Origin of the sequence: Streptomyces sp. NPDC090025 (genome assembly GCF_044748125.1) — a bacterium.
Classification (GTDB): domain Bacteria; phylum Actinomycetota; class Actinomycetes; order Streptomycetales; family Streptomycetaceae; genus Streptomyces.
Map to the genome: position 1 here is coordinate 1 of NZ_JBIVFL010000016.1, position 20,699 is coordinate 20,699.

The following is a 20,699-nucleotide window of genomic DNA, read 5'->3' on the forward strand; positions in this document are numbered from 1 at the left end:
CCTCGTACCGGGCGTACTCGGACGATCCCGACAACGCGGCGAGCGCGCGTGCCAGGCGTCGCGGGGCAGGCGGGACTTTCGCAACACGCCCTAGGACCGGGTCCGGGCGGGCAGGCCCGACGGCAGGGTCGCCGTCACCACGTACGCGCCGTGCTCCTCGCGGGCGTGCAGGGTGCCGCCCATGCTGGTGACGCGCTCGGCCATGGAGAACAGGCCGGTGCCGGTGGAGACCGGGGCGCGGTCGGGCGGGGTCTGGGCGAGCGGGTTGCGGACCTCGACGCGCAGACAGCCGTCGGCGAGGCCGATGGTGACGGTGACCGGCAGGCCGGGGGCGTGCTTGGCGGCGTTCGTCAGGCACTCCTGGACCACCCGGTGCACCGCCGTCTGGCGCAGCGGTGACAGCGCCTTCGTCTCCTCGGCGACGGTGAGGTCGACCGGGCTGCCCATCCGCTCGGTCTCCTCGGCGAGCGCGGCGAGCCCTTCGAGGCCGGGGGTGGCGGACGCGTCGCCGCGTCGCACGATGGTCTCGTTCAGCATGTGGTGGGCGCGTCTCGCGGTGTCGGCGAGCTCCTCGAACTCCTGCTGGTGCGCCTCTCCCCTGGCCCGGACGGCGAGCACCTCGGCCCGGACCGCGAGCACGGTCAGTTCCCGGCCGACCAGGTCGTGGACGTCCCGGCCGACCGAGATCCGCTCGTCCTGGACGGCCTGCCGGGCGGCGGCCTCGCGGCGCTGCACCTCCAGGGCGTGCACCAGGTCGTGGCGGTGGGCGGCGATGCCGACACCGGCCGCGAGGAAGCCGATCGGCAGCACCAGGCTGAGGAAGTCGCTGAGGGTCTCGCCGTGCCGGGCGGGCCAGCCGGGCGTGTTGAAGTAGCCGTACGCGGCGGCGACGTACAGCAGGGTGGCGAGCACGGCGACCCGGCGGCCCCGGAACCGGCCGAGCGAGTAGAGCGCGAACTGGACCATGGTCAGTTCGTGCAGCCAGCCCATCAGGACGATCGCCACGACGAACGGCACCCAGGGCAGCCTGCGGCGCAGCACCAGGGTCGCGGCACCGGCGGCGAGGACCAGGGTGGCGGTGATCCCGCTCAGCGAGTTGTCCTCGCGGGCGAGTCCCGGCACGTCCAGGACCATCAGGCCGAACGCGCTGAGCGCGGTCACCACGTCCATGGCCCGGGGCGACACCGCCCACCGGTCCACGCAGCGGCGCAGTGCGGCGGCGGTGGAGGCGGTGGGAAGCGGAATCATGGAGTCCATCATCCCGGGTCTTTCGTCCCTACGCCGAGGACCTGAAGTCCCGTCTGATGTGACATCGGGCACTTTGTCCTTATTACTGTTTCACTCGGACATGTGCGAGAAGTCCCCCAGGAGCAGCTGACCCTCACCGCCGCCGTCCTCGACGCGCTCCCCCAGGCCGCCATGCTCGTCGACGCCGACCAGCGGATCGTCCGGGTGAACCGGCGCTTCATCACCCTGATGCGGCTCCCCGCCGACCTCGACGTCTCGCTCGGCGCCAGCCGCGACCGGCTGCGCGAACACCTCACCGGGATGATCGACAGCCCCGAGCAGCGACAGCGCTTCCTGACGGAGAGCGCCACCGGCGCCCCCATCACCCGGATCGCCGACTACCACCTGCACGACGGCCGCACCCTGCGCCGCCGCCGCACCCGGGTCCTGGAGGGCGAGCGGTTCGTCGGCCATCTGTGGCTGGTCGAGGACATCACCCGGGAGCGGGAGGCCGAGGAGACCCTGTACGAGGAGGTCCGCACCCTCGCCGCACTCGCCGACGACCGGGCCGCCTTCGCCGCCCGCGCCCTGCACGAACTGCGCACCCCGCTCGCCACCGTGCTGAGCCTCGCCGAACTGCTGCTCGACCCGGCGGGCGGCTCGCTCACCGAGGAACAGGCCGACTTCGTCCTCGCCATCCGCCGCAACGCCCACCGGATGCGGGTGCTGACCGAGAACCTGCCGACCGCCGCCGCCGGGCCGTACCGCGTCGAACCCCGCTTCGGCGAGATCCTGGTCCACGAGCTGATCGACCAGGTGGCCCTGGAGGCGCTCCAGCGGTCCGGCGACTCCGGCCCGTACATCGCCGCCGAATGCCCGACCGGCGGCCCGCCGCTGGTCGCGGACGGGGTGCTGCTCACCGGCGCCCTGGAGGAGCTGGTCGCCAACGCGATGCGGTTCACCCCCGACGACGGCCGGGTCGAGATCATCGGCCGGCCGGACGGCGACCACTGGACCCTCCAGGTGCGCGACACCGGCATCGGCGTGCCGCTCGCCTACCAGGACGAGATCTTCGACGCCTTCGTCCGCGCCCCCAACGCCCGCCGCGGCGGCTTCCCCGGCACCGGCCTCGGCCTCGCCAACGCCCTGGACGCGGTCCGGCTGCACGGCGGCACGATCACCGTCCGGGACCGCGAGAACAACCAGGGCACGGTGTTCACCGTACGGCTGCCGGTGGCGGGCCCCGGCGGCGCGCGGCCGGAGACCACGGCGGAGGGCGCGGCCGACGACGGAACCGGGCCGGAGGACGGCGAGGGGGCCGGTGCGGGTGCGGGTGCGGAGGGCGGCGGGCCCGGATGACCCGGCTGCTGGTCGTCGAGGACGACCCCGACCTCTCGCTCGCCCTGCGCGTCCTGCTCACCCGCAGCGGCTACGAGATCACCCTCGCCGCCGACGGCCGCGAGGCCCTGCGCCGCCTCTTCGCCGAGCGGCCCGCCCTGATGGTGCTCGACCTGCTGCTGCCCGGGCTCGACGGCTGGGAGGTGCTCGACCGCACCCGGGACATGAGCGACCTGCCCGTCCTGGTCCTGTCCGGCCTCGGCGGCGTCGACGACCGGGTCCGCGGGCTGCGCTCCGGCGCCGACGACTACCTGGTGAAACCCTTCGCGCAGGCCGAGCTGCTCGCCCGGGTCGAAGCGCTGCTGCGCAGGACCGGGCCGGGCCACTGGGCGGGCGAGGCCGTCGAGGAGGACATGCGGCTGGTCCCCGAACGCCGCTCCGCCCTCTGGCACGGCACCGAGATCCGGCTCAGCGACATCGAGTACCGGCTGCTCCAGCTCCTGGTCCGCAACCGGGGCCGGGTGGTCACCACCGAACAGCTGCTCGACCAGGTGTGGGACGACTCCACGGCGATCGGCCGCGACCGGGTGAAGTTCGCGGTGCTCCGGCTGCGCCGTAAGCTGCGGTACGCGGGCGGCCCGCACGCGCCCGACCCGATCGACGCGGTACGGGGCCTGGGCTACCGCTACGACAACGGCCCCGCCGCCGGAAACGGAGCCGGGTGACGGGGCCGGGTGAGCGACCGGGGTGACGGGGAACACCCCGCCGCCGGGACCAAAGTCCCGGCCATCCACCCATCAGGTCCCGAAATCGGACAAAGCAACCGTTCCGCAACCGAGCACCACCGGAGCGGGCGACCGAGGCCCGGCACCTTCGAAGCATGAACAGCCTCCCCGCCCGCAGTGTCGCCGTCGTCCTCGGTACCCGCCCCGAACTCGTCAAGCTCGCCGAGCTGATCCGGGTGCTCGGTCCGGCCGCCCGGGTCGTCCACACCGGCCAGCACTACGACGAGGAACTCTCCGGTGGCTTCCTGGCCGAGCTCGGACTGCCCGATCCCGAATACCTGACCGGCGTCGGCGGACAGCCCCGCGCCGTCCAGATCGCCGCCGCGCTGCACGGCCTCGACGAGCTGTTCGCCGCCGAGCCGCCGCTCGCCGTCGTCGTCCAGGGCGACACCAACGCGGCCCTGTCCGGCGCGCTCGCCGCCAACGCCCGCGACCTGCCGCTCGTGCACGTCGAGGCGGGGCTGCGCAGCCACGACCGGGCCATGCCCGAGGAGCACAACCGGGTGCTCATCGACCGGCTCGCCGACGTGCTGTGCGCGGCCACCCCGGACAACCGGGAGCTGCTGCTCGCCGAGGGCGTCGCCGCCGAGCGGATCGTCGTCACCGGCAACCCGGTCGTCGAGGCGGTCCGCGACCACCTGCCGGCCGCCGCCACCCGCGCCGCGCTGCTCGACGCGCACGGCCTCACCGCCGACGGCTACGTCCTGGCGACCGTGCACCGCCCGGAGAACACCGACGACGAGACCGCGCTCACCGCCGTCCTCACCGAGCTCGCCGGGCTCGCCCGCGAACTCCCCGTCGTCGTCCCGCTGCACCCGCGCACCCGGGCCCGGATCGAGTCGGCGGGCCTCGCCCACCTGCTCGACGGCCTCACCGTGCTGCCCCCGGCCGGTTACGGCACCTTCCTGGCGCTCGCCCGGCACGCGGCCCTGCTCGTCTCCGACTCCGGCGGCATCCAGGAGGAGACCACGGTGCTCGGCCGCCCGCTGGTGGTCGTCCGCAACTCCACCGAACGCCCCGAGTCCCTCGCCGACTTCGCCGAGCTCGTCGATCCCGGCCCGGCCATCGGCACCGCCGCCCGCCGCCGCCTCGCCGAGGGCCCCGGCGGTCTGCGCCAGCTGGCCGCGCTGCCCAGCCCGTACGGCGACGGCACCGCGTCCCGCCGGATCGCCGAGCTGATCGCGGGCCTGGCGTACGGCGGAGCGGTGGACGGCGGGACGGTGCGGACCGCACCGGCCCAGCAGCTCGCCGCGTGACCGCCTGGCCGCCTGATGACCTGGCCGTCTGACGGCCCCCCACGGCCTGGCGGCCCGCCCCCGCGCCGCCCCCGCAGCGCTCGCGCCCTGCCCGCGCGCCCCTGAACGTCCCCTCCCGCTCCGCCCCCGCGGCGAACCCCCCACGGAGATTCGATGGACCTCCACCTCCTCCTCTACGTCTTCCCGTTCCTCCTCCTCGCCGGATTCCTCGTGTACTGGGCCGGTGCCCGCCACTCCTACGCGCGCCGCGAGCCCGCCCGCCCCGGCGACCCCGGCGCGTTCGACTGGCACTTCTTCGTGCCGTGCCGGGACGAGGAGGCCGTGATCGCGACGACCGTGACCCGGCTGCGGTCCGACTTCGAGCGGTCCCACGTCTGGGTCATCGACGACGCGAGCGACGACCTGACCGCTCCGATCGTCACCGCCCTCGCCGGGCGCGACCCGCACGTCCACCTGGTCTCGCGGCGCCGCCCCGACGCCCGGATCGGCAAGGGCGCCGCGCTCAACTCCGCGTACGAGGCACTGAACACCCACCTCGGCGAGCGCCCGGACGTCGACCGCGCCCGCGTCGTCGTCTGCGTCGTCGACGCCGACGGCCAGGTCGGGCCCGACGCGCTCGGCCACGTCAGCGGCCCCGACGGCTTCGGCGACCCCGAGATGGGCGGCGTGCAGATCGGCGTCCGGATGCGCAACGTCGACGACGAGCGCCCGCTGCCCGACCGCGGCCGCCTCGCCAACGCGTACGCCCGGCTCCTGATCCGGATGCAGGACGCCGAGTTCGCCGTCTCCAACACCGCCATGCAGCTGCTGCGCCGCCGCACCGGCTCGGTCGGCCTCGGCGGCAACGGGCAGTTCACCCGGCTCACCGCGCTGGACCGGATCGCCGCCGCCGAACGGCGGCCGTGGCAGCAGGACGCGCTCCTGGAGGACTACGAACTCGGCCTGCACATGCGGCTCGCCGGATACGACGTCACCCACATCGCCGACACCTGGGTCTCCCAGGAGGCGCTGCCGTACACCCGCCGCTTCCTCACCCAGCGCACCCGCTGGGCGCAGGGCAACATCGCCTGCGTCCGCTACACCGGCCGGATCGTCGGCTCGCGCCACTACAAGGCGCGCGGGGTCCTGGAGTCGCTGTACACGTTCTTCCAGCCGATCGCCCACCTGGCGACGCTGCTCCTGACCGCCGTCATGCTGGGGTCGCTGGTGTTCGGCGGCGGCGTGCGCGAGGTGCTGTTCACCGCGTGGCCGCTGGTGCTCGGGCTCGCCGTGGTGTCGATCCTGCCGTTCCTGCTGTGGGGCCCGGTCTACCGCAAGGAGTTCGCGCCCGACCGCTCCCGGCTGACCGGCCTTGCGTGGGGCTTCGCCCTGTGGCTGTACGCGTACCACCTGTTCTGGGTGTCGGCGCGCGGCTTCGTCCGGCTGCTGCGCGGCCGCACCGGCTGGGCGAAGACCCGCCGCAACGCGGAGACGGCGGGCGTCGGCCCGATCGCCACGGAGTCCTGACCCGGACCCGCGTGGGCACATGCGGAGGGGCCCGGTACCGCAGCTGCGGTACCGGGCCCCTTCGTCGTACGCGGCTACGCCTGCGGCAGGCCGTCGAGCTGGGCCTGGATGCGGGCGATGTCCTCGTCCGCCTTGGCCAGGCGGCCCTTGATCTTGTCCACGACGTTGTCGGGGGCCTTCGCCAGGAACGCCTCGTTGCCGAGCTTGGCCTCGGCCTGCGCCTTCTCCTTCTCGGCGGCGGCCAGGTCCTTGGCGAGCCGCTTGCGCTCGGCGGCCACGTCGATGGTGCCGGACAGGTCGAGCGCGACCGTCGCCCCGGCGACCGGCAGGGAGGCGGTGGCGGCGAACGCCTCGCCCTCCGGCTGGAGGCGGAGCAGCTGACGGATGGCCGCCTCGTGCGGGGCGAGCGCGGTGCCGTCGAGGCTGAGGCGGGCCGGGACCTTCTGGCCGGGCTGGAGACCCTGGTCCGAGCGGAACCGGCGGACTTCGGTGACGACCCGCTGGACGAGCTCGATCTCCTTCTCCGCGGCTTCGTCGCGGAACCCGGAGTCCTTCGGCCACTCGGCGATGACGACCGACTCGCGGCCCGTCAGCGTGGTCCACAGGGTGTCCGTGACGAACGGGACGATCGGGTGCAGCAGGCGCAGCATCACGTCCAGGACCTCGCCGAGGACCCGGCCGGAGACCTTGGCCTGCTCGCCGCCCGCGAAGAACGTCGTCTTCGACAGCTCGACGTACCAGTCGAAGACCTCGTCCCACGCGAAGTGGTAGAGGGTGTCGCTGAGCTTGGCGAACTGGTAGTCCTCGTAGAGCGCGTCGACCTGCGCGACGGTCGTGTTGAGGCGCGACAGGATCCATCGGTCCGTCGCCGACAGCTCCTCGGCCGGGGGCAGTTCGCCCTCGATCGTGGCACCGTTCATCAGCGCGAAGCGGGTCGCGTTCCAGATCTTGTTGGCGAAGTTGCGGGACGCCTTGACCCAGTCCTCGCCGATCGGGACGTCGACGCCCGGGTTGGCACCGTTGGCCAGGGTGAAGCGGACGGCGTCCGAGCCGTACTGGTCCATCCAGTCCAGCGGGTTGACCACGTTGCCGAACGACTTCGACATCTTCTTGCCGTTCTGGTCACGGACCATGCCGTGCAGCGCGATGGTGTGGAACGGCGGGGTGCCGTCCATCGCGTAGAGGCCGAACATCATCATCCGGGCGACCCAGAAGAAGAGGATGTCGTAGCCGGTGACCAGGACGGAGTTCGGGTAGAACTTCGCGAGGCTGTCGGTCTGCTCCGGCCAGCCGAGCGTGGAGAACGGCCACAGGCCGGAGGAGAACCAGGTGTCGAGGACGTCGGTGTCCTGGTACCAGCCCTCGCCGGCCGGGGGCTGCTCGTCCGGTCCGACGCAGACGACCTCGCCGTTCGGGCCGTACCAGACCGGGATCCGGTGACCCCACCACAGCTGCCGCGAGATGCACCAGTCGTGCAGGTTGTCGACCCAGTCGAAGTACCGCTTCTCCATCTCCTGCGGGTGAATCTTGACCTTGCCGTCGCGGACCGCGTCACCGGCGGCCTTCGCGAGCGGGGCGACCTTGACCCACCACTGCATGGAGAGGCGGGGCTCGATCGTGGTCTTGCAGCGCGAGCAGTGGCCGACGGAGTGGGTGTACGGCCGCTTCTCGGCGACGATCCGGCCGTCGGCGCGCAGCGCGGCGACGATCGCGGAGCGGGCCTCAAGACGGTCCAGACCCTGGAAGGGGCCGTGGACGGTGATGACCGCGTGCTCGTCCATGACGGCGATCGACGGGAGGTCGTGCCGCTGGCCGATCTCGAAGTCGTTCGGGTCGTGGGCGGGGGTCACCTTGACGGCGCCGGTGCCGAACGACGGGTCGACGTGCGTGTCGGCGACGACCGGGATGCGGCGGCCGGTGAGCGGCAGCTCGATCTCGGTGCCGACGAGGTGGCGGTAGCGCTCGTCGTCCGGGTGGACGGCGACCGCGGTGTCGCCGAGCATCGTCTCGGCGCGGGTGGTGGCGACGACGATCTGTGCGTCCCCCTCGCCGTAGCGGATGGAGACGAGCTCACCGTCGTCGTCCTGGTACTCGACCTCGATGTCGGAGATCGCGGTCAGGCAGCGCGGGCACCAGTTGATGATGCGCTCTGCGCGGTAGATCAACTCGTCGTCGTAGAGCTTCTTGAAGATGGTCTGGACAGCCTGCGACAGGCCCTCGTCCATGGTGAAGCGCTCACGGGACCAGGCGACGCCGTCGCCGAGCCGGCGCATCTGGCCGGAGATCTGGCCGCCGGACTCGGCCTTCCACTTCCAGACGCGCTCGACGAACGCCTCGCGGCCCAGGTCGTGGCGGGACTTGCCCTCCTTGGCGAGCTCGCGCTCGACGACGTTCTGGGTGGCGATACCGGCGTGGTCCATGCCCGGCTGCCACAGCGTCTCGAAGCCCTGCATGCGCTTGCGGCGGGTCAGGGCGTCGATGAGGGTGTGCTCGAAGGCGTGGCCCAGGTGGAGCGAGCCGGTGACGTTCGGCGGCGGGATGACGATGGTGTACGGAGGCTTCTCGCTGTTCTCGTCCGCCTCGAAGTAACCCCGCTCCACCCAGCGCTCGTACAGCGGCCCCTCTACCTCGGCCGGGACGTACTGGGTCGGCAGTTCGGTGGTGGGCGCTGTCTGCTGCTGAGTGTTCTCGGTCACGGGCCCAGTTTAGGGGTGTCCGGGTCCTGTCCTGAAACGCGATTGTTCGGTAACGGTGTGCCCCCCACCGCCCCGGGCGGTCGGGGCTTCCGACAGGATGTTCGGCAGGCATAAACATCTTGTGAGGGGAACCTGTCGATGAGCTACAACCAGCCGGGCCCGTACGGCGGCCAGCCGAATCCGTACGGCCAGCCGCAGCAGCCCGGGCCCTACGGCCAGCCGAACCCCTACGGCCAGCCGCAGGCCCCGCAGCCGGGCTACGGCTACCCGCAGCAGGCCCCGCAGGGCGTCCCGCCGCAGGCCCCCCAGCAGCCCGGCCCGTACGGCTACCCCCAGCAGGCCCCCCAGCAGCCGAACCCCTACGGCCAGCCCCCGCAGCAGCCCCCGTACGGCGCCCCGCAGGGCCCGGGCGGCTACCTGCCGCCGCCGCCCGCGCCGAAGAAGTCGAAGGCGGGCTGGATCATCGGTGGTGTCGCGGTGGTGGCGGCGGTCGCGGTGGGCGCGTACTTCGTGCTCGGCGGGGGCGGCGGTGCGAGCGTCGCGGACGACGGCCCGCACAAGCTGATCACCCCGGAGACCGTGCTCGGCGAGTACAAGAAGAGCCCGGACACCAAGAAGCAGTCGGAGGACGACGACTTCCTCAAGGACGCCGAGAAGAACGGCGTCAAGAACGCCAAGAAGGTCGACGCCGGATACCAGGTGAAGGACGCGGCCAACCCGCTCGGCGGGAAGCTGCTCCAGTTCGGCGGCGTCTACGGCCAGATCGACGACCCGGAGGCGGTCGTGGACGGCGTCTTCGCGACGATGAAGGCCGAGGCCGCGAAGAGCAAGGACGGCGAGACCGAACTCATCGGCAGCCCGCAGGCGTTCACCCCGGCCGGCCTCGACGGCGCGATCCTGAAGTGCCAGCAGATGAAGAGCAAGCCGGAGACCGGTGACACGAGCCCCGGCCCGAAGGAGTTCACCATGTCGGTGTGCGTGTGGGGCGACCACAGCACCCTCGGCTTCACGCTTCCGCTCGACATGGCGTCCATGCTGACCGGCAAGGGCAGTTCGATGGACGACGCGGCGGCCATCACCGCCAAGCTCCGCAAGGAAGTCCGCGTCAAGGCCTGATCCCGCGGGCCGAAGGATTGGCCGCCCGCCGCGTCGGGCGGGCGGCCTCGACCCGCTAGGGGGCCCGCGTGCAGGCCGTACTGGCGTGGTTGGGATTGACGCCGATGGCCATGAGGCTTCCGAGACACACGGTGTGCCCGGTCGGCACGTCCGCACCCTTCTGGCAGGCGGCCTTCACCTTCGGGCCCACCAGGTATCCCACGCTGCGCAAGTAGCTCTCGCACTGCGCAGGTGTCGCCTGGGCGGATGTCGCGGTCACCATCGGAATCACGGCGGCGGTCGTGGTGAGAAATGCCGCCGCGAGCAGCCTCTGGATCTTCGTTGTCATTGTGGTCCCCTTCGCTGTCCGTGATGCGAACGTGTCGCCCGTGCCTCGAACGAGATCATCGCGGTGGTCACGGACCAAGGGTTGTCGACGGCTCCGTCCGGATTCGAACGAAGTCTGGCCACACAGCAGTGCCCCGCCGGGTCTCCCGGCGGGGCACTCGCGTGTGAAGGGGTGGCCCGGCTACGGGCCTTCGCTCAGGCCGACTTCTCGTGCCTGCCGTCGTTCTTCACGATCCTCGGCACCAGCGTCGGGTTCACGTTGTCCCGGACCACGTCCGCCGTGATCACCACGCGCGCCACGTCCTTGCGGGACGGCACCTCGTACATCACCGACTGGAGGACCTCCTCCATGATCGCGCGCAGCCCGCGCGCGCCGGTGCCGCGGAGGATGGCCTGGTCGGCGATGGCCTCCAGGGCCGGGCGGTCGAAGTCCAGCTCGACGCCGTCGAGTTCGAACAGGCGCTGGTACTGCTTCACCAGCGCGTTGCGCGGCTCGACCAGGATCTTGAGGAGCGCCTCGCGGTCCAGGTTGTGCACCGAGGTGATGACGGGCAGCCGGCCGATGAACTCGGGGATCATCCCGAACTTCACCAGGTCCTCCGGCATGACCTCCTGGAACTGGTCGCTCGCCTCGATCTCGCGCTTGGAGCGGATGGTCGCCCCGAAGCCGATGCCCTTGGCGCCCGCCCGCGACTCGATGATCTTCTCCAGGCCGGCGAAGGCGCCGCCCACGATGAAGAGCACGTTCGTCGTGTCGATCTGGATGAACTCCTGGTGGGGGTGCTTCCGGCCGCCCTGCGGCGGGACGGAGGCGGTGGTGCCCTCCAGGATCTTCAGCAGGGCCTGCTGCACGCCCTCGCCGGAGACGTCGCGCGTGATCGACGGGTTTTCGCTCTTACGGGCGACCTTGTCGATCTCGTCGATGTAGATGATGCCGGTCTCGGCCTTCTTGACGTCGTAGTCCGCGGCCTGGATCAGCTTGAGCAGGATGTTCTCGACGTCCTCGCCGACATAGCCCGCCTCCGTCAGCGCGGTGGCGTCGGCGATGGCGAACGGCACGTTCAGCATCCGGGCCAGGGTCTGCGCGAGCAGCGTCTTGCCGGAGCCGGTCGGGCCGAGCAGCAGGATGTTGGACTTCGCCAGCTCGATGGCGTCTTCCCGGCTCTGCCCGCCGCCGTTCTCACCGGCCTGGACGCGCTTGTAGTGGTTGTAGACCGCCACCGAGAGGGCCTTCTTCGCGGGCTCCTGCCCGACGACGTACCCCTCCAGGAACTCGTAGATCTCGCGGGGCTTGGGAAGTTCCTCCCAGCGCACCTCGCTCGTCTCGGCGAGTTCCTCTTCGATGATCTCGTTGCAGAGGTCGATGCACTCGTCGCAGATGTACACACCGGGTCCCGCGATGAGCTTCTTCACCTGCTTCTGGCTCTTTCCGCAGAACGAGCACTTGAGCAGATCGCCGCCATCACCGATGCGTGCCACGAGGTGCTTCCCCTTCGCCTGGGAGTGCTTGGTTCAGCGACTCCTGGTGCCTCATATTCGACGGTACCTTGCCGGGCCCCCCGTTCGGGCCCCCCTTGGCACGGTTCACATGGACCGGATTCGGCCACACCTGCCGTGCCAAGGGAAGGTCGGGCGTCAGACCGACGCGCCCGCCGTGCTCTTACGGGTGGAGATGATCTGGTCGATCAGACCGTAGGCCAGGGCGTCCTCGGCCGTCAGGATCTTGTCGCGCTCGATGTCCTCGCGGATCTTCTCGATCGGCGTGGTCGAGTGCTTGGCCAGCATGGTCTCCAGCTGGTCACGCATGCGCAGGATCTCCTTGGCCGCGATCTCCAGGTCGGAGAGCTGCTCACGGCCGGTGCCGCCGGACGGCTGGTGGATCAGCACGCGGGCGTTCGGCAGGGCCATCCGCTTGCCGGGGGTGCCGGCGGCGAGCAGCACGGCCGCGGCGGACGCCGCCTGGCCCATGCAGACCGTCTGGATGTCCGGCTTCACGAACTGCATCGTGTCGTAGATGGCGGTCAGCGCGGTGAAGGAGCCACCGGGGCTGTTGATGTAGATCGAGATGTCGCGGTCCGGGTCCATCGACTCCAGGCACAGCAGCTGCGCCATGACGTCGTTGGCGGAGGCGTCGTCGATCTGCACGCCGAGGAAGATCACGCGCTCCTCGAAGAGCTTCGCGTACGGGTCGTACTCACGCACGCCCTGCGAGGTGCGCTCCACGAAGCGCGGCACGACGTAGCGGTTGTCCATCGGCGCGCCGGTGTAGAGGCCGCTCGCGGAGAAATTGTTCTGCATCTGGGTGTTCACCGTCCTGGTGGCGTTCGGCGGGGGGCTGGGGCGTGGCTGCGGGCTGCCGGGGCTAGGCGCCCGTGCCGCCGCCGCCCGGAACACCCGCGGCGTGCGTGATGATGTCGTCGATGAGGCCGTAGTCCTTGGCCTCCTCCGCGGTGAACCAGCGGTCGCGGTCGCCGTCGCGGATGATCGCCTCGACAGTCTGGCCGGAGTGGTGCGCGGTGATCTCGGCCATGCGCTTCTTGGTGCGCAGCAGGTACTCGGCCTGGATCTTGATGTCGGAGGCGGTGCCGCCGATGCCGGCGGAGCCCTGGTGCATCAGGATGTCGGTGTTCGGCAGCGCGAAGCGCTTGCCGGGGGTGCCGCCGGTGAGCAGGAACTGCCCCATGGAGGCCGCCATGCCCATACCGATGGTGACGACGTCGTTGGGGATGTACTGCATGGTGTCGTAGACGGCCATGCCGGCCGTCACCGAGCCACCGGGGCTGTTGATGTACAGGTAGATGTCCTTGCTCGGGTCAGCGGCGAGGAGGAGCATCTGGGCGGTGATCTTGTTGGCGATCTCGTCGTCGACCTGCTGGCCGAGGAAGATGATGCGCTCGCCGAGCAGCCGGTTGTAGACATGGTCGCCGAGGCCGCCACCGATGGACGGCTCACCCGCGGCGTAAGGCTTCAGATTCGTCACGTATCCACCTGCTCGTCTCCGACGGCCCCGGGCCGTCTCGCGTCTCGTTCCGAGGGCAGTGCCCCCGTATTCATGGACCCTAACGCGCAGGTAGGACAACGCCATCCCGGTTCCCGAACTGTTCGCTGGGAGCGCAAGGTAGTTGGGGGCGCATGAACGCGCCGGGGGCCGCCCGGGCGGGCCTCCGCGGGCCTCGGGGCGGGCCCCTATGCCCACGGGCCCGGGCGCACCGCGTGGTGCGTCCGGGCCCGTGGCAGGGTGCTTCCGGGGACTTACTTGTCCTCGGCGACCTCGGCCTCGCCGGTGACGGCCTCGACCGTCTCGGTGGCCTGCTCGTCCTCGTCGGAGAGGTCGACGACCTCGCCGTTGGTGTCGACGACCTTGGCGGCCTCGACGACGACCGCGAGGGCCTTGCCGCGGGCGACCTCGCCGACCAGCATCGGCACCTGGCCGCCCTGGACGACGGCCTGGGCGAACTGGTCGGGGGACATGCCGGAGGAGGCGGCGCGACGCATGAGGTGCTCGGTGAGCTCCTCCTGCTCCACGTTCAGCTTCTCCTGGGAGACCAGCTCGTCGAGCAGGAACTGGGTCTTGATGCCCTTGACCGCCTGCTCCTTGGTCTCGGCGTCGAACTCCTCGACCGTCTTGCCCTGGAACTCGAGGTACTTCTCGAGCGACAGGCCCATCTGGCCGAGCTGGTGGTGCTCCAGGTTGTGCTTGCGGGTGTTGATCTCGTCCTCGAGCAGCTTCTCGGGAACGGGGATCTCCGCGAGCTCCAGGAACTTCTCCAGGACGCGCTCCTGGGCCTGGGTGGCCTGGTCGAACTGCTTCATGTTCTCGAGGCGCTTGCGGCTGTCGGCCTTGAGCTCGTCGAGGGTGTCGAACTCCGACGCCATCTGCGCGAACTCGTCGTCCAGCTCGGGCAGCTCACGGGCGGCGACGGTGATGACCTTGACGGTCACCTCGGCGGCCTTGCCCGCGGCGGAGCCGCCCTTCAGCTCGGAGGTGAAGGTGGCCTCGCCACCGGCCTCCAGGCCGGTCACGGCCTCGTCGATGCCGTCGAGGAGCTCACCGGATCCGATGGTGTACGAGACACCGTCGGCGACGCCGTCGGGCAGCACCTCGCCGTCGACCTTGGCCTCAAGGTCGATGGTGATGACGTCGCCCTCGGCGGCGGCGCGCTCGACCGGGTTGGTGGAGGCGAACCGCTCGCGCAGCTGCTCCACGGACTTCTCGATGTCCTCGTCGGTGACCTCGACGGCGTCGACCTCGACCTCGATGCCGGAGTAGTCCGGGATCTCGATCGTCGGACGGACGTCGACCTCGGCGGTGAAGGACAGCAGCTCGCCGTCCTTCAGCTCCTTGATGTCGACCTCCGGCTGACCCAGCGGGTTCACCTCGGCCTCGTTGACGGCCTCGTTGTAGAACTTCGGGAGGGCGTCGTTGACGGCCTCTTCGAGGACCGCACCGCGGCCGAAGCGCTGGTCGATGACGCGCGCGGGGATCTTGCCCTTGCGGAAGCCCTTGACCGTGACCTGCTGGTTGATCTTCTTGTACGCCGCGTCGAGGCTGTCCTTGAGCTCCTCGAAGGGCACCTCGACAGTGAGCCGAACCCGGGTCGGGTTCAGGGTCTCCACGGCGCTCTTCACGGTTCGGTCTCCTTGGTGGCTGATTCGGTTTCCGGCGGCACCGCCTGAGGCGGTTCCGGCCGATCGGCCCGGTCAGAGAGACACACGGGCACGCAGCTTGCATAGTAACCGCAAGCGGCTTGCCCCCCACAACGTGATCTTGCCTGGTGGTCGGGGTGGCGGGATTTGAACCCACGGCCTTCCGCTCCCAAAGCGGACGCGCTACCAAGCTGCGCCACACCCCGTCGGTGCGACACGTAGGGTACATGGACGGAGACGGTCCGACGCCCCTTGTTTCCAGCGGCGTGCGACCACCCGTGGGAACCCGCTACGATGGCGTCCGTGCCGCGGCCCTGGCCTGCGGCGCACTGCTGTGCGGGCGTAGCTCAATGGTAGAGCCCTAGTCTTCCAAACTAGCTACGCGGGTTCGATTCCCGTCGCCCGCTCCATGTGGCGAGTTGCCTGGTCAGAGCCGGTTTTCCGTGAACGACGGAGACCGGCTCTTTCCGTTCCCGTACCGCCGTGCGCGGGATAACGCGGGATAGCGCGTCAGGAAGTCTCCTCGCCGGGGATGGCTGGTGATCAAGCACCGGCACCCGAAAGGCGCGCGTTCCGTGTCCCCGTCGTCATCGTCGTCCCTGTCCCTCTATCCCGATGCCCCCGCCGACGCGCAGGCGTCCGCCCCGAGGAGCGGCCGGCCTCGCAAGCGCGTCCGCTCGTCCGGCAGCGGCTCCGCCGAGCGACAGAAGTCCGGCCGGTACCGCGCCAGCTACCTGCACCCGGCTACCGGCGAGCGGCACTATGCCCCGGCGACGTTCGCCACCAAGGCGGAGGCTCAGGCGTGGAACCGGCAGCACCTCGCCGCGATCGACCGGGGCGACTGGTTCGACCACGGCAGGGGCGACCGACTTCTGACCGACTACGTGGCTCTGTGGCTGGAAACCAATCCCAAGATCAAGAAGGACTCGACGCGGGAGCTGAACCGGGACGAGGCGAAGCGCTGGATCTTCACGAAGCTGCCCGACCCCGCGACTCCGGGCGGCTGCGTGGAACTCGGCGCGATGACGCTGCGGGAGATCGACCCGGCGACCGTGCGCCGCTGGTACCTGGCCATGCGCACGGCCGTCAAGGCAAGCGCCGTCGCCAGGGCGAGGGCCGTGAAGCCGCGCGAGCACCCGGCTCGCTGGTGGGCGCGCGAGACGGGCCGCGCTGTGAAGTCCTCGGGGCGACTGAGCCCGCTGCTCCTCGCCTCGTGGGCCGAGGCGGGCAGCCCGGTCCAGCCGGCGCCCGAGGCGAAACCGAACGCGGGCGAGGAGGTGGCGGCCCGGGTGTACCGGCTACTGCACGCGGTCATGGCCGCCGCCGTCACGGATGAGCTGATCAAGGACAACCCGTGCAGAATCAAGGGCGCGGGCCAGGCCCCCGAGGTCGACCGCGCGCCGGTCTCCACGGACGAGGTGACGGCCATCGCCCAGAACTATCCGGCCCGCTACCGCGCCGCCGTCTGGTTCGCGGTCTTCACCGCTCTCCGCCCCGGCCAGGTCTTCGCCCTGCGGCGCCGGGACGTCGACCTGAACAACCGTCTCGTGCACGTCGCCCGCGCGGTCGGCAAGGTCCACGGCCGCAAAGGCCACCATTTCAGCACGCCGAAGACCGCCGAGACGGACCGCTGGAAGCGCATCCCCGAGGAACTGGCCGTGATCCTCGCCGCACACATCGACGAGTACGTCGACTCCGAACCTGATGCCCTGCTGTTCTCCACCACACACGGCAACGTCCTTGCCAGCTCCCATCGTTCGACGTTCTTCACTCGGGCGAAGCGGAGGATCAACCGCGAGGATCTGCGCTGGTACGACCTGCGGTCGGCGTCCGCGATGTTCATGTACGGGCAGGGCGCGACCCGCTCCGATGTGAAACGGCATCTCAACCACAGGACCGACGCCGCCGCCGCGAAGTACGAGCGGACGAGCGAGCAGCGGCGGCGGGACCTGATGAGCGGTTTCGGGGCGATGCTGGGGCTGCTTCCGGGCCCCGCCGTTGTGGCGAGCACCACCGCTGGGGACGAGTAGCACCCCATTCCGGCAAGGTGATCGCGCTCCAGAGAGCGGGCAGCGTGACCGCTGCGTCCCCCGCTTGACCGTGCTCGACTCGCGAGAGCCATGGATGTACCGCACGATGTGCTCATGAGCAAGATCACCACAGCGCCGAGCGCGCCCCCGGTCGGGGCTACGCTCGGCGCTGTGGTGCTTCGCGCCTCCGAGGCTGCGCTGGGCACCACCGAGCATTGCCCGTGCCCCGGCAGGGTGGACGTGTTGCACACCATCGCTGTGCACGCCCAGAGAGTCGGCGGCCCGGATCCCTCCGTCGAACCGTTCACCCCGCTGGGGACGTGGGAGAACTACCAGCGGAGGCTCGCCAGACTCAGCGAGCGCATCGCCCGTCTGGAGGCCATCGAGGAAAGCGCTCCGCCCGGCTGGCGCGCCCGTCGCGCGTACTGGCCGCTGCGTGTTCTCGTCGCGCGGGAGCAACGGGCGATCCGGCGTGAACTCTCGGAGATTCGCCGAATCGCGACCGACGACGCGGCAATGGCGCATCGGGTCGAGGCGGAGCAGCTATCCGAGGCCACAGGACTGCCCGTCGCGGTCTGTGCCGTGGTCCGTGTACAGCCTGACCTCATCGATGGCGCCAACCGGCCCCCTGACATGATCGTGAGCCCTCGCCTGATCCGGCGACTCGCACTGGCTGATGCCGTAGAAGCAGCTCGCCACTCCTGGCGAGCGTACGACCGACCACCTGATTTCGCGTGCCCTCTCGAACATCGCGCGCTGAGGAGCAGCATTCAGACGACCGCGCCGCCGAGCAATGGGCTCGGCGCGGTTCGTGCTGCCTAGCTCCCTCGGAGGAGGGGGCACGCGAAAGGGCACGCTGCCCCGACGCGTCCCGCGCTGAACGCCCCATTCGAACCCACCACTGTCCGTCGGAAGGACAGCAGGAATTCGGAAAAGCGTGCCCGGACTGGAACTCGCATGTCTGAGGTCATCACCCCAGCTTCGGCGACAATCCCCGAGCAGGTCTTCAAGAACCCGGATCCGCTGCTCGCGATCAGCGAAGCGGCGGAATACCTCTCGGTCCCTGTGCGCATGGTGCGCAGGCTGAGGGCTCAACGCCGCATCGCGGCCGTGAAGGTGGGCAAGCATGTCCGCTTCCGCGTCTCCGTGCTGGAGGCGTATCTGGCCGAGCAGACCGACCCGGCGCGCGGCTAATGTGCGCGCCGGTGGCGCCGGGCGCGGTATCGCGCCCGGCCGCCCTCCGTCCCGTGACGGGAGGTGGGGAGCGTGCCCTACGCGCTGCTCGATGACCGTCACACCACTGACCCTGTGTGGTCACAACTGGCCGAGGGGAAGGCCAGCCGAATCGTCGTCGTCCGCGACGCCTACGTCTGCCTGATGACGGCCGCCGCCTCCCACATGACTGACGGCTATCTCACGGCCGCCATGGTCACCGCGGCCTTGGCCGAGCACTCGGCCGCCGACCGCCGCAGTCTGCCGATCACGCTCAGCGAATCCGTGCTCGGCCTGCCGCCCAAGCTCCACCGTCCGGACGACGAGTGTGCATGTATCCCGCGAGGTTGGGACGACGGCTGGGACTTCTACATCCATGAGTTCCTGAAGCGCAACCCGTCCCGGAAGGAGAAGCATCTCCGTGACGCCAAGCGAAGTGATCTCGCGGACTCCGACCTAAAGGCCCTCGTGCTGCACCGAGACGGGCCGTACTGTCGGTACTGCTGGTCAGGACCGCTCAGCAACAAGCTAGGAGCTGCCAAGTTCTCCGAGGCCGCTCAACTCAGGGTGACGTACGACCACGTCGATCCGGAGGCCCCGGCGCAACCCGACGGGTCGAATCTCGTCGTGAGCTGCCAGCGCTGCAACCAGGCCAAGGGAAGGTGTACCCCGGACGTCGCCGGGATGCCGGTCCTCCCCGCTGTCCGCGCCGAGGATGTCGCAGCGCTGCCCGTGAATTTCCGGGGCAAGTACACCGTCCTCGGACTCCCGAGCGAAGCACTGGATCACCCTTTCAATCAACGTCGAATCGACGATGAATCGGCTGATCAATCACCGGGCCCCATCAATGATTCGATCAGCGATCCCGCTGGAAGTTCGGGTGACCGGCGCGACCCTCAGATGGATCCGGCAGACGACTTCCGAGACGAATATCGCGCTGCTCACCCCCGAATCGGACTCCTGTCGCTGTCTGGGTCGGGTCGGGTCGGGCAGCCCGTCGTTCGTTCTGCCCCCGCATTGCCTGAGCCCTGCGGACCCGGCCTGCCCTTCACCCCCTCCGTCCCCGTCTCGTACAGCTGTAAGCCGCCGACTCCGAGTGAAGGAGCACGCCCATGAACAGTCCGGATCTCCTGGCGCCCGCCCGCGCACTGCTCGCCGAGATCGAGCGAGGCGACCACGCCGACGAGTTGGAAGGTGGCCAGCTCTCGGCCCGCGTAACGGCCACCGTGGCTCGGATGCTTATTGCGGGGGAAACCCTCGCCCAGTACTCCGCGATCTCCGGACAACGATCCTTCGGGTCGGGCCCTGTCCGGGCCGGAGAAGCCACGAAGCCAGCGTTCAACCGACACCCGGTTCTCTTCGGGCGCATGGTGCTTACTGAAGTCGAGAAGGGAACGGCGGGGGTCGAGCTGAACTTCGCGTACCACCTGACCCGCACAATCTCTGCTCTGGCCGGTCTGCTCGCCTTCGTGGATGCGTTCACCTACCTCGCCGAAACAACCGGACGGCGGTCGAACGTCGCATCCGTCTCGGGGCAGCCGGACACCGGCCGAGCACCGGCACGGGCAGCCCGGCACCCCATCGCTCAAGCGCGCTTGGTGCTGGCGGAGGTTGAGACCAGAGCTCGCACCAACGAGATGGACGTCGCCTATGACCTGGGGCGCCTGATCGCCGCATTGGCGACCCTGCTCACCTTCTTGGACGACTTCCCCCTCCGCGCCAAGCCGAAGACCTCCAGGGGCCGAGGCGGCCGCTAGGCAGGCGACGTCACCAACGTATGCCGCAGGCGGGCGAGGCACTGATCGTGCTTGTGCAGGCACTCACGCCTCGCGCCGTCTCGCGGACGACAGATGGAGCGCAATGGCGCGGAGTCCTGACCGCGTGGACACCGTCAGACCCAGTCGGGGCGGCGCGGTGTACGCATTCGACCGCGTACGTACTCCCGGTTTCGGGCACAGCCCCTGTGCATCGAGCGCCCCGGCTCCAGGCCCGTGCCCAGACAGACCGCACAGCGCCGCTTGCGGTCGAGTTTGGTCGGCCGCTTCACAAGGGTTGGTTTGGCTGCCTTCGGGGCGGCTGTCGTTACAGCGGAGGCGGAACGGTCAGCTCGCCGAGCCTTGCGGCGCTCCTGCGTGATGGCCTTCCGTTCCTCGGCAGCTCGCTGGGCGCGCTGCCGAGGAACGGCGTCGCGTTGCAGCCGTTCCGCCTCGCGCGCGAGGTGGCGATCGAACCAAGGAGCCGTGCGGGCGATGGCTATCGTTGTCCAGTGCCATGCGTAGACGCCCGGGGCATCACTGCCATGGGGGCCCGTTAGCGCGTACTCCGGGGCCCCGACGAGTTTGATCATCTCCCGGGTCCAGCCGTGGTTCCGTAGGTCCTGCGCGGTGACCCATTCGATCCTCAACGGCATCCGGCCTACCCCCTCGGCGGTAGAACCCCTCTCCGTCCGCCCCATCGTTCCCCCTTCAGCAGCAGTGCTCGTCAAGCGTGTCAGGTCCCAGCGAATCCAGGATGGCCGGTCGTCAAGGCGCACCCCGGCGAGTACACGAGTGCGCTTCG

17 protein-coding genes and 2 tRNA genes are annotated in these 20,699 nt (G+C 70.1%); 11 read left to right on the forward strand and 8 right to left on the reverse strand.

Annotation, left to right across the window (positions count from 1 at the left end):
• Positions 1 to 90 precede the first annotated feature (90 nt).
• A complete protein-coding gene (locus tag ACIPXM_RS29170; RefSeq protein WP_401661462.1) occupies positions 91 to 1,248 on the reverse strand; it encodes a sensor histidine kinase in 1,158 nt (385 codons plus the stop codon).
• Between the two features lie 102 nt (positions 1,249 to 1,350).
• Between ACIPXM_RS29170 and ACIPXM_RS29175 the strand changes: the two genes are divergently transcribed.
• The 4 genes from ACIPXM_RS29175 (at position 1,351) to ACIPXM_RS29190 (ending at position 6,112) form a co-directional block, all read left to right on the forward strand.
• A complete protein-coding gene (locus tag ACIPXM_RS29175) occupies positions 1,351 to 2,586 on the forward strand; it encodes an ATP-binding protein (protein WP_401661465.1) in 1,236 nt (411 codons plus the stop codon).
• Positions 2,583 to 3,290 (forward strand): response regulator transcription factor, encoded by a 708-nt coding sequence (locus tag ACIPXM_RS29180; RefSeq protein WP_401661468.1) that lies wholly within the window; start codon positions 2,583 to 2,585, stop codon positions 3,288 to 3,290. The genes ACIPXM_RS29175 and ACIPXM_RS29180 overlap by 4 nt, the downstream gene beginning before the upstream one ends.
• Before the next feature lie 155 nt (positions 3,291 to 3,445).
• On the forward strand, positions 3,446 to 4,606 hold the full coding sequence (wecB, locus tag ACIPXM_RS29185) for a non-hydrolyzing UDP-N-acetylglucosamine 2-epimerase (protein ID WP_401661471.1): 1,161 nt from the start codon (positions 3,446 to 3,448) through the stop codon (positions 4,604 to 4,606).
• A 153-nt stretch (positions 4,607 to 4,759) separates the two neighbouring features.
• A complete protein-coding gene (locus ACIPXM_RS29190; RefSeq protein WP_401661473.1) occupies positions 4,760 to 6,112 on the forward strand; it encodes a glycosyltransferase family 2 protein in 1,353 nt (450 codons plus the stop codon).
• A gap of 74 nt (positions 6,113 to 6,186) precedes the next feature.
• Here ACIPXM_RS29190 and ACIPXM_RS29195 read toward each other — a convergent pair whose 3' ends face one another.
• Positions 6,187 to 8,808: a valine--tRNA ligase gene (locus tag ACIPXM_RS29195; protein WP_401661476.1), complete on the reverse strand. Its 2,622-nt coding sequence runs from the start codon at positions 8,806 to 8,808 to the stop codon at positions 6,187 to 6,189.
• A 138-nt stretch (positions 8,809 to 8,946) separates the two neighbouring features.
• Between ACIPXM_RS29195 and ACIPXM_RS29200 the strand changes: the two genes are divergently transcribed.
• Positions 8,947 to 9,924 (forward strand): hypothetical protein, encoded by a 978-nt coding sequence (locus ACIPXM_RS29200; RefSeq protein WP_401661479.1) that lies wholly within the window; start codon positions 8,947 to 8,949, stop codon positions 9,922 to 9,924.
• 55 nt (positions 9,925 to 9,979) lie between these two features.
• On the opposite strand, the gene ACIPXM_RS29205 is transcribed toward ACIPXM_RS29200, so the two are convergent.
• From ACIPXM_RS29205 to ACIPXM_RS29230, 6 genes are all read right to left on the reverse strand, one after another.
• A complete protein-coding gene (locus tag ACIPXM_RS29205) occupies positions 9,980 to 10,252 on the reverse strand; it encodes a hypothetical protein (RefSeq protein WP_401661482.1) in 273 nt (90 codons plus the stop codon).
• 194 nt (positions 10,253 to 10,446) lie between these two features.
• Positions 10,447 to 11,730, reverse strand: coding sequence for an ATP-dependent Clp protease ATP-binding subunit ClpX (clpX, locus tag ACIPXM_RS29210; protein WP_401661484.1), 1,284 nt, complete (start codon positions 11,728 to 11,730; stop codon positions 10,447 to 10,449).
• Between the two features lie 156 nt (positions 11,731 to 11,886).
• Positions 11,887 to 12,549, reverse strand: coding sequence for an ATP-dependent Clp protease proteolytic subunit (locus tag ACIPXM_RS29215; protein ID WP_401661487.1), 663 nt, complete (start codon positions 12,547 to 12,549; stop codon positions 11,887 to 11,889).
• 64 nt (positions 12,550 to 12,613) lie between these two features.
• Entirely contained in the window at positions 12,614 to 13,231 is a 618-nt protein-coding gene (locus ACIPXM_RS29220) for an ATP-dependent Clp protease proteolytic subunit (RefSeq protein ID WP_401661490.1), read from the reverse strand.
• A 272-nt stretch (positions 13,232 to 13,503) separates the two neighbouring features.
• Positions 13,504 to 14,880 (reverse strand): trigger factor, encoded by a 1,377-nt coding sequence (gene tig / locus ACIPXM_RS29225; protein WP_401661492.1) that lies wholly within the window; start codon positions 14,878 to 14,880, stop codon positions 13,504 to 13,506.
• A gap of 147 nt (positions 14,881 to 15,027) precedes the next feature.
• A tRNA-Pro gene (locus ACIPXM_RS29230) sits at positions 15,028 to 15,104 on the reverse strand.
• Positions 15,105 to 15,234: 130 nt separating this feature from the next.
• Here ACIPXM_RS29230 and ACIPXM_RS29235 point away from each other — a divergent pair.
• The 6 genes from ACIPXM_RS29235 to ACIPXM_RS29260 all read left to right on the forward strand — a co-directional run bounded on the left by ACIPXM_RS29235 (position 15,235) and on the right by ACIPXM_RS29260 (position 19,897).
• A tRNA-Gly gene (locus ACIPXM_RS29235) sits at positions 15,235 to 15,308 on the forward strand.
• 165 nt (positions 15,309 to 15,473) lie between these two features.
• The gene (locus ACIPXM_RS29240) at positions 15,474 to 16,928 is read left to right on the forward strand and encodes a tyrosine-type recombinase/integrase (RefSeq protein ID WP_401661494.1); all 1,455 of its coding nucleotides are present in this window, start codon (positions 15,474 to 15,476) and stop codon (positions 16,926 to 16,928) included.
• A 114-nt stretch (positions 16,929 to 17,042) separates the two neighbouring features.
• Positions 17,043 to 17,750 carry a helicase associated domain-containing protein gene (locus ACIPXM_RS29245; RefSeq protein WP_401661496.1) on the forward strand — a complete coding sequence of 236 codons (708 nt, stop codon included), beginning with the start codon at positions 17,043 to 17,045 and terminating at the stop codon, positions 17,748 to 17,750.
• Positions 17,751 to 17,885: 135 nt separating this feature from the next.
• Positions 17,886 to 18,122: a helix-turn-helix domain-containing protein gene (locus ACIPXM_RS29250; protein ID WP_401661499.1), complete on the forward strand. Its 237-nt coding sequence runs from the start codon at positions 17,886 to 17,888 to the stop codon at positions 18,120 to 18,122.
• Positions 18,123 to 18,194: 72 nt separating this feature from the next.
• Positions 18,195 to 19,256, forward strand: coding sequence for an HNH endonuclease (locus ACIPXM_RS29255; protein WP_401661502.1), 1,062 nt, complete (start codon positions 18,195 to 18,197; stop codon positions 19,254 to 19,256).
• Positions 19,253 to 19,897: a hypothetical protein gene (locus ACIPXM_RS29260; RefSeq protein WP_401661504.1), complete on the forward strand. Its 645-nt coding sequence runs from the start codon at positions 19,253 to 19,255 to the stop codon at positions 19,895 to 19,897. Before ACIPXM_RS29255 ends, ACIPXM_RS29260 begins: the two co-directional genes overlap by 4 nt.
• The last annotated feature ends 802 nt before the right edge of the window (positions 19,898 to 20,699 follow it).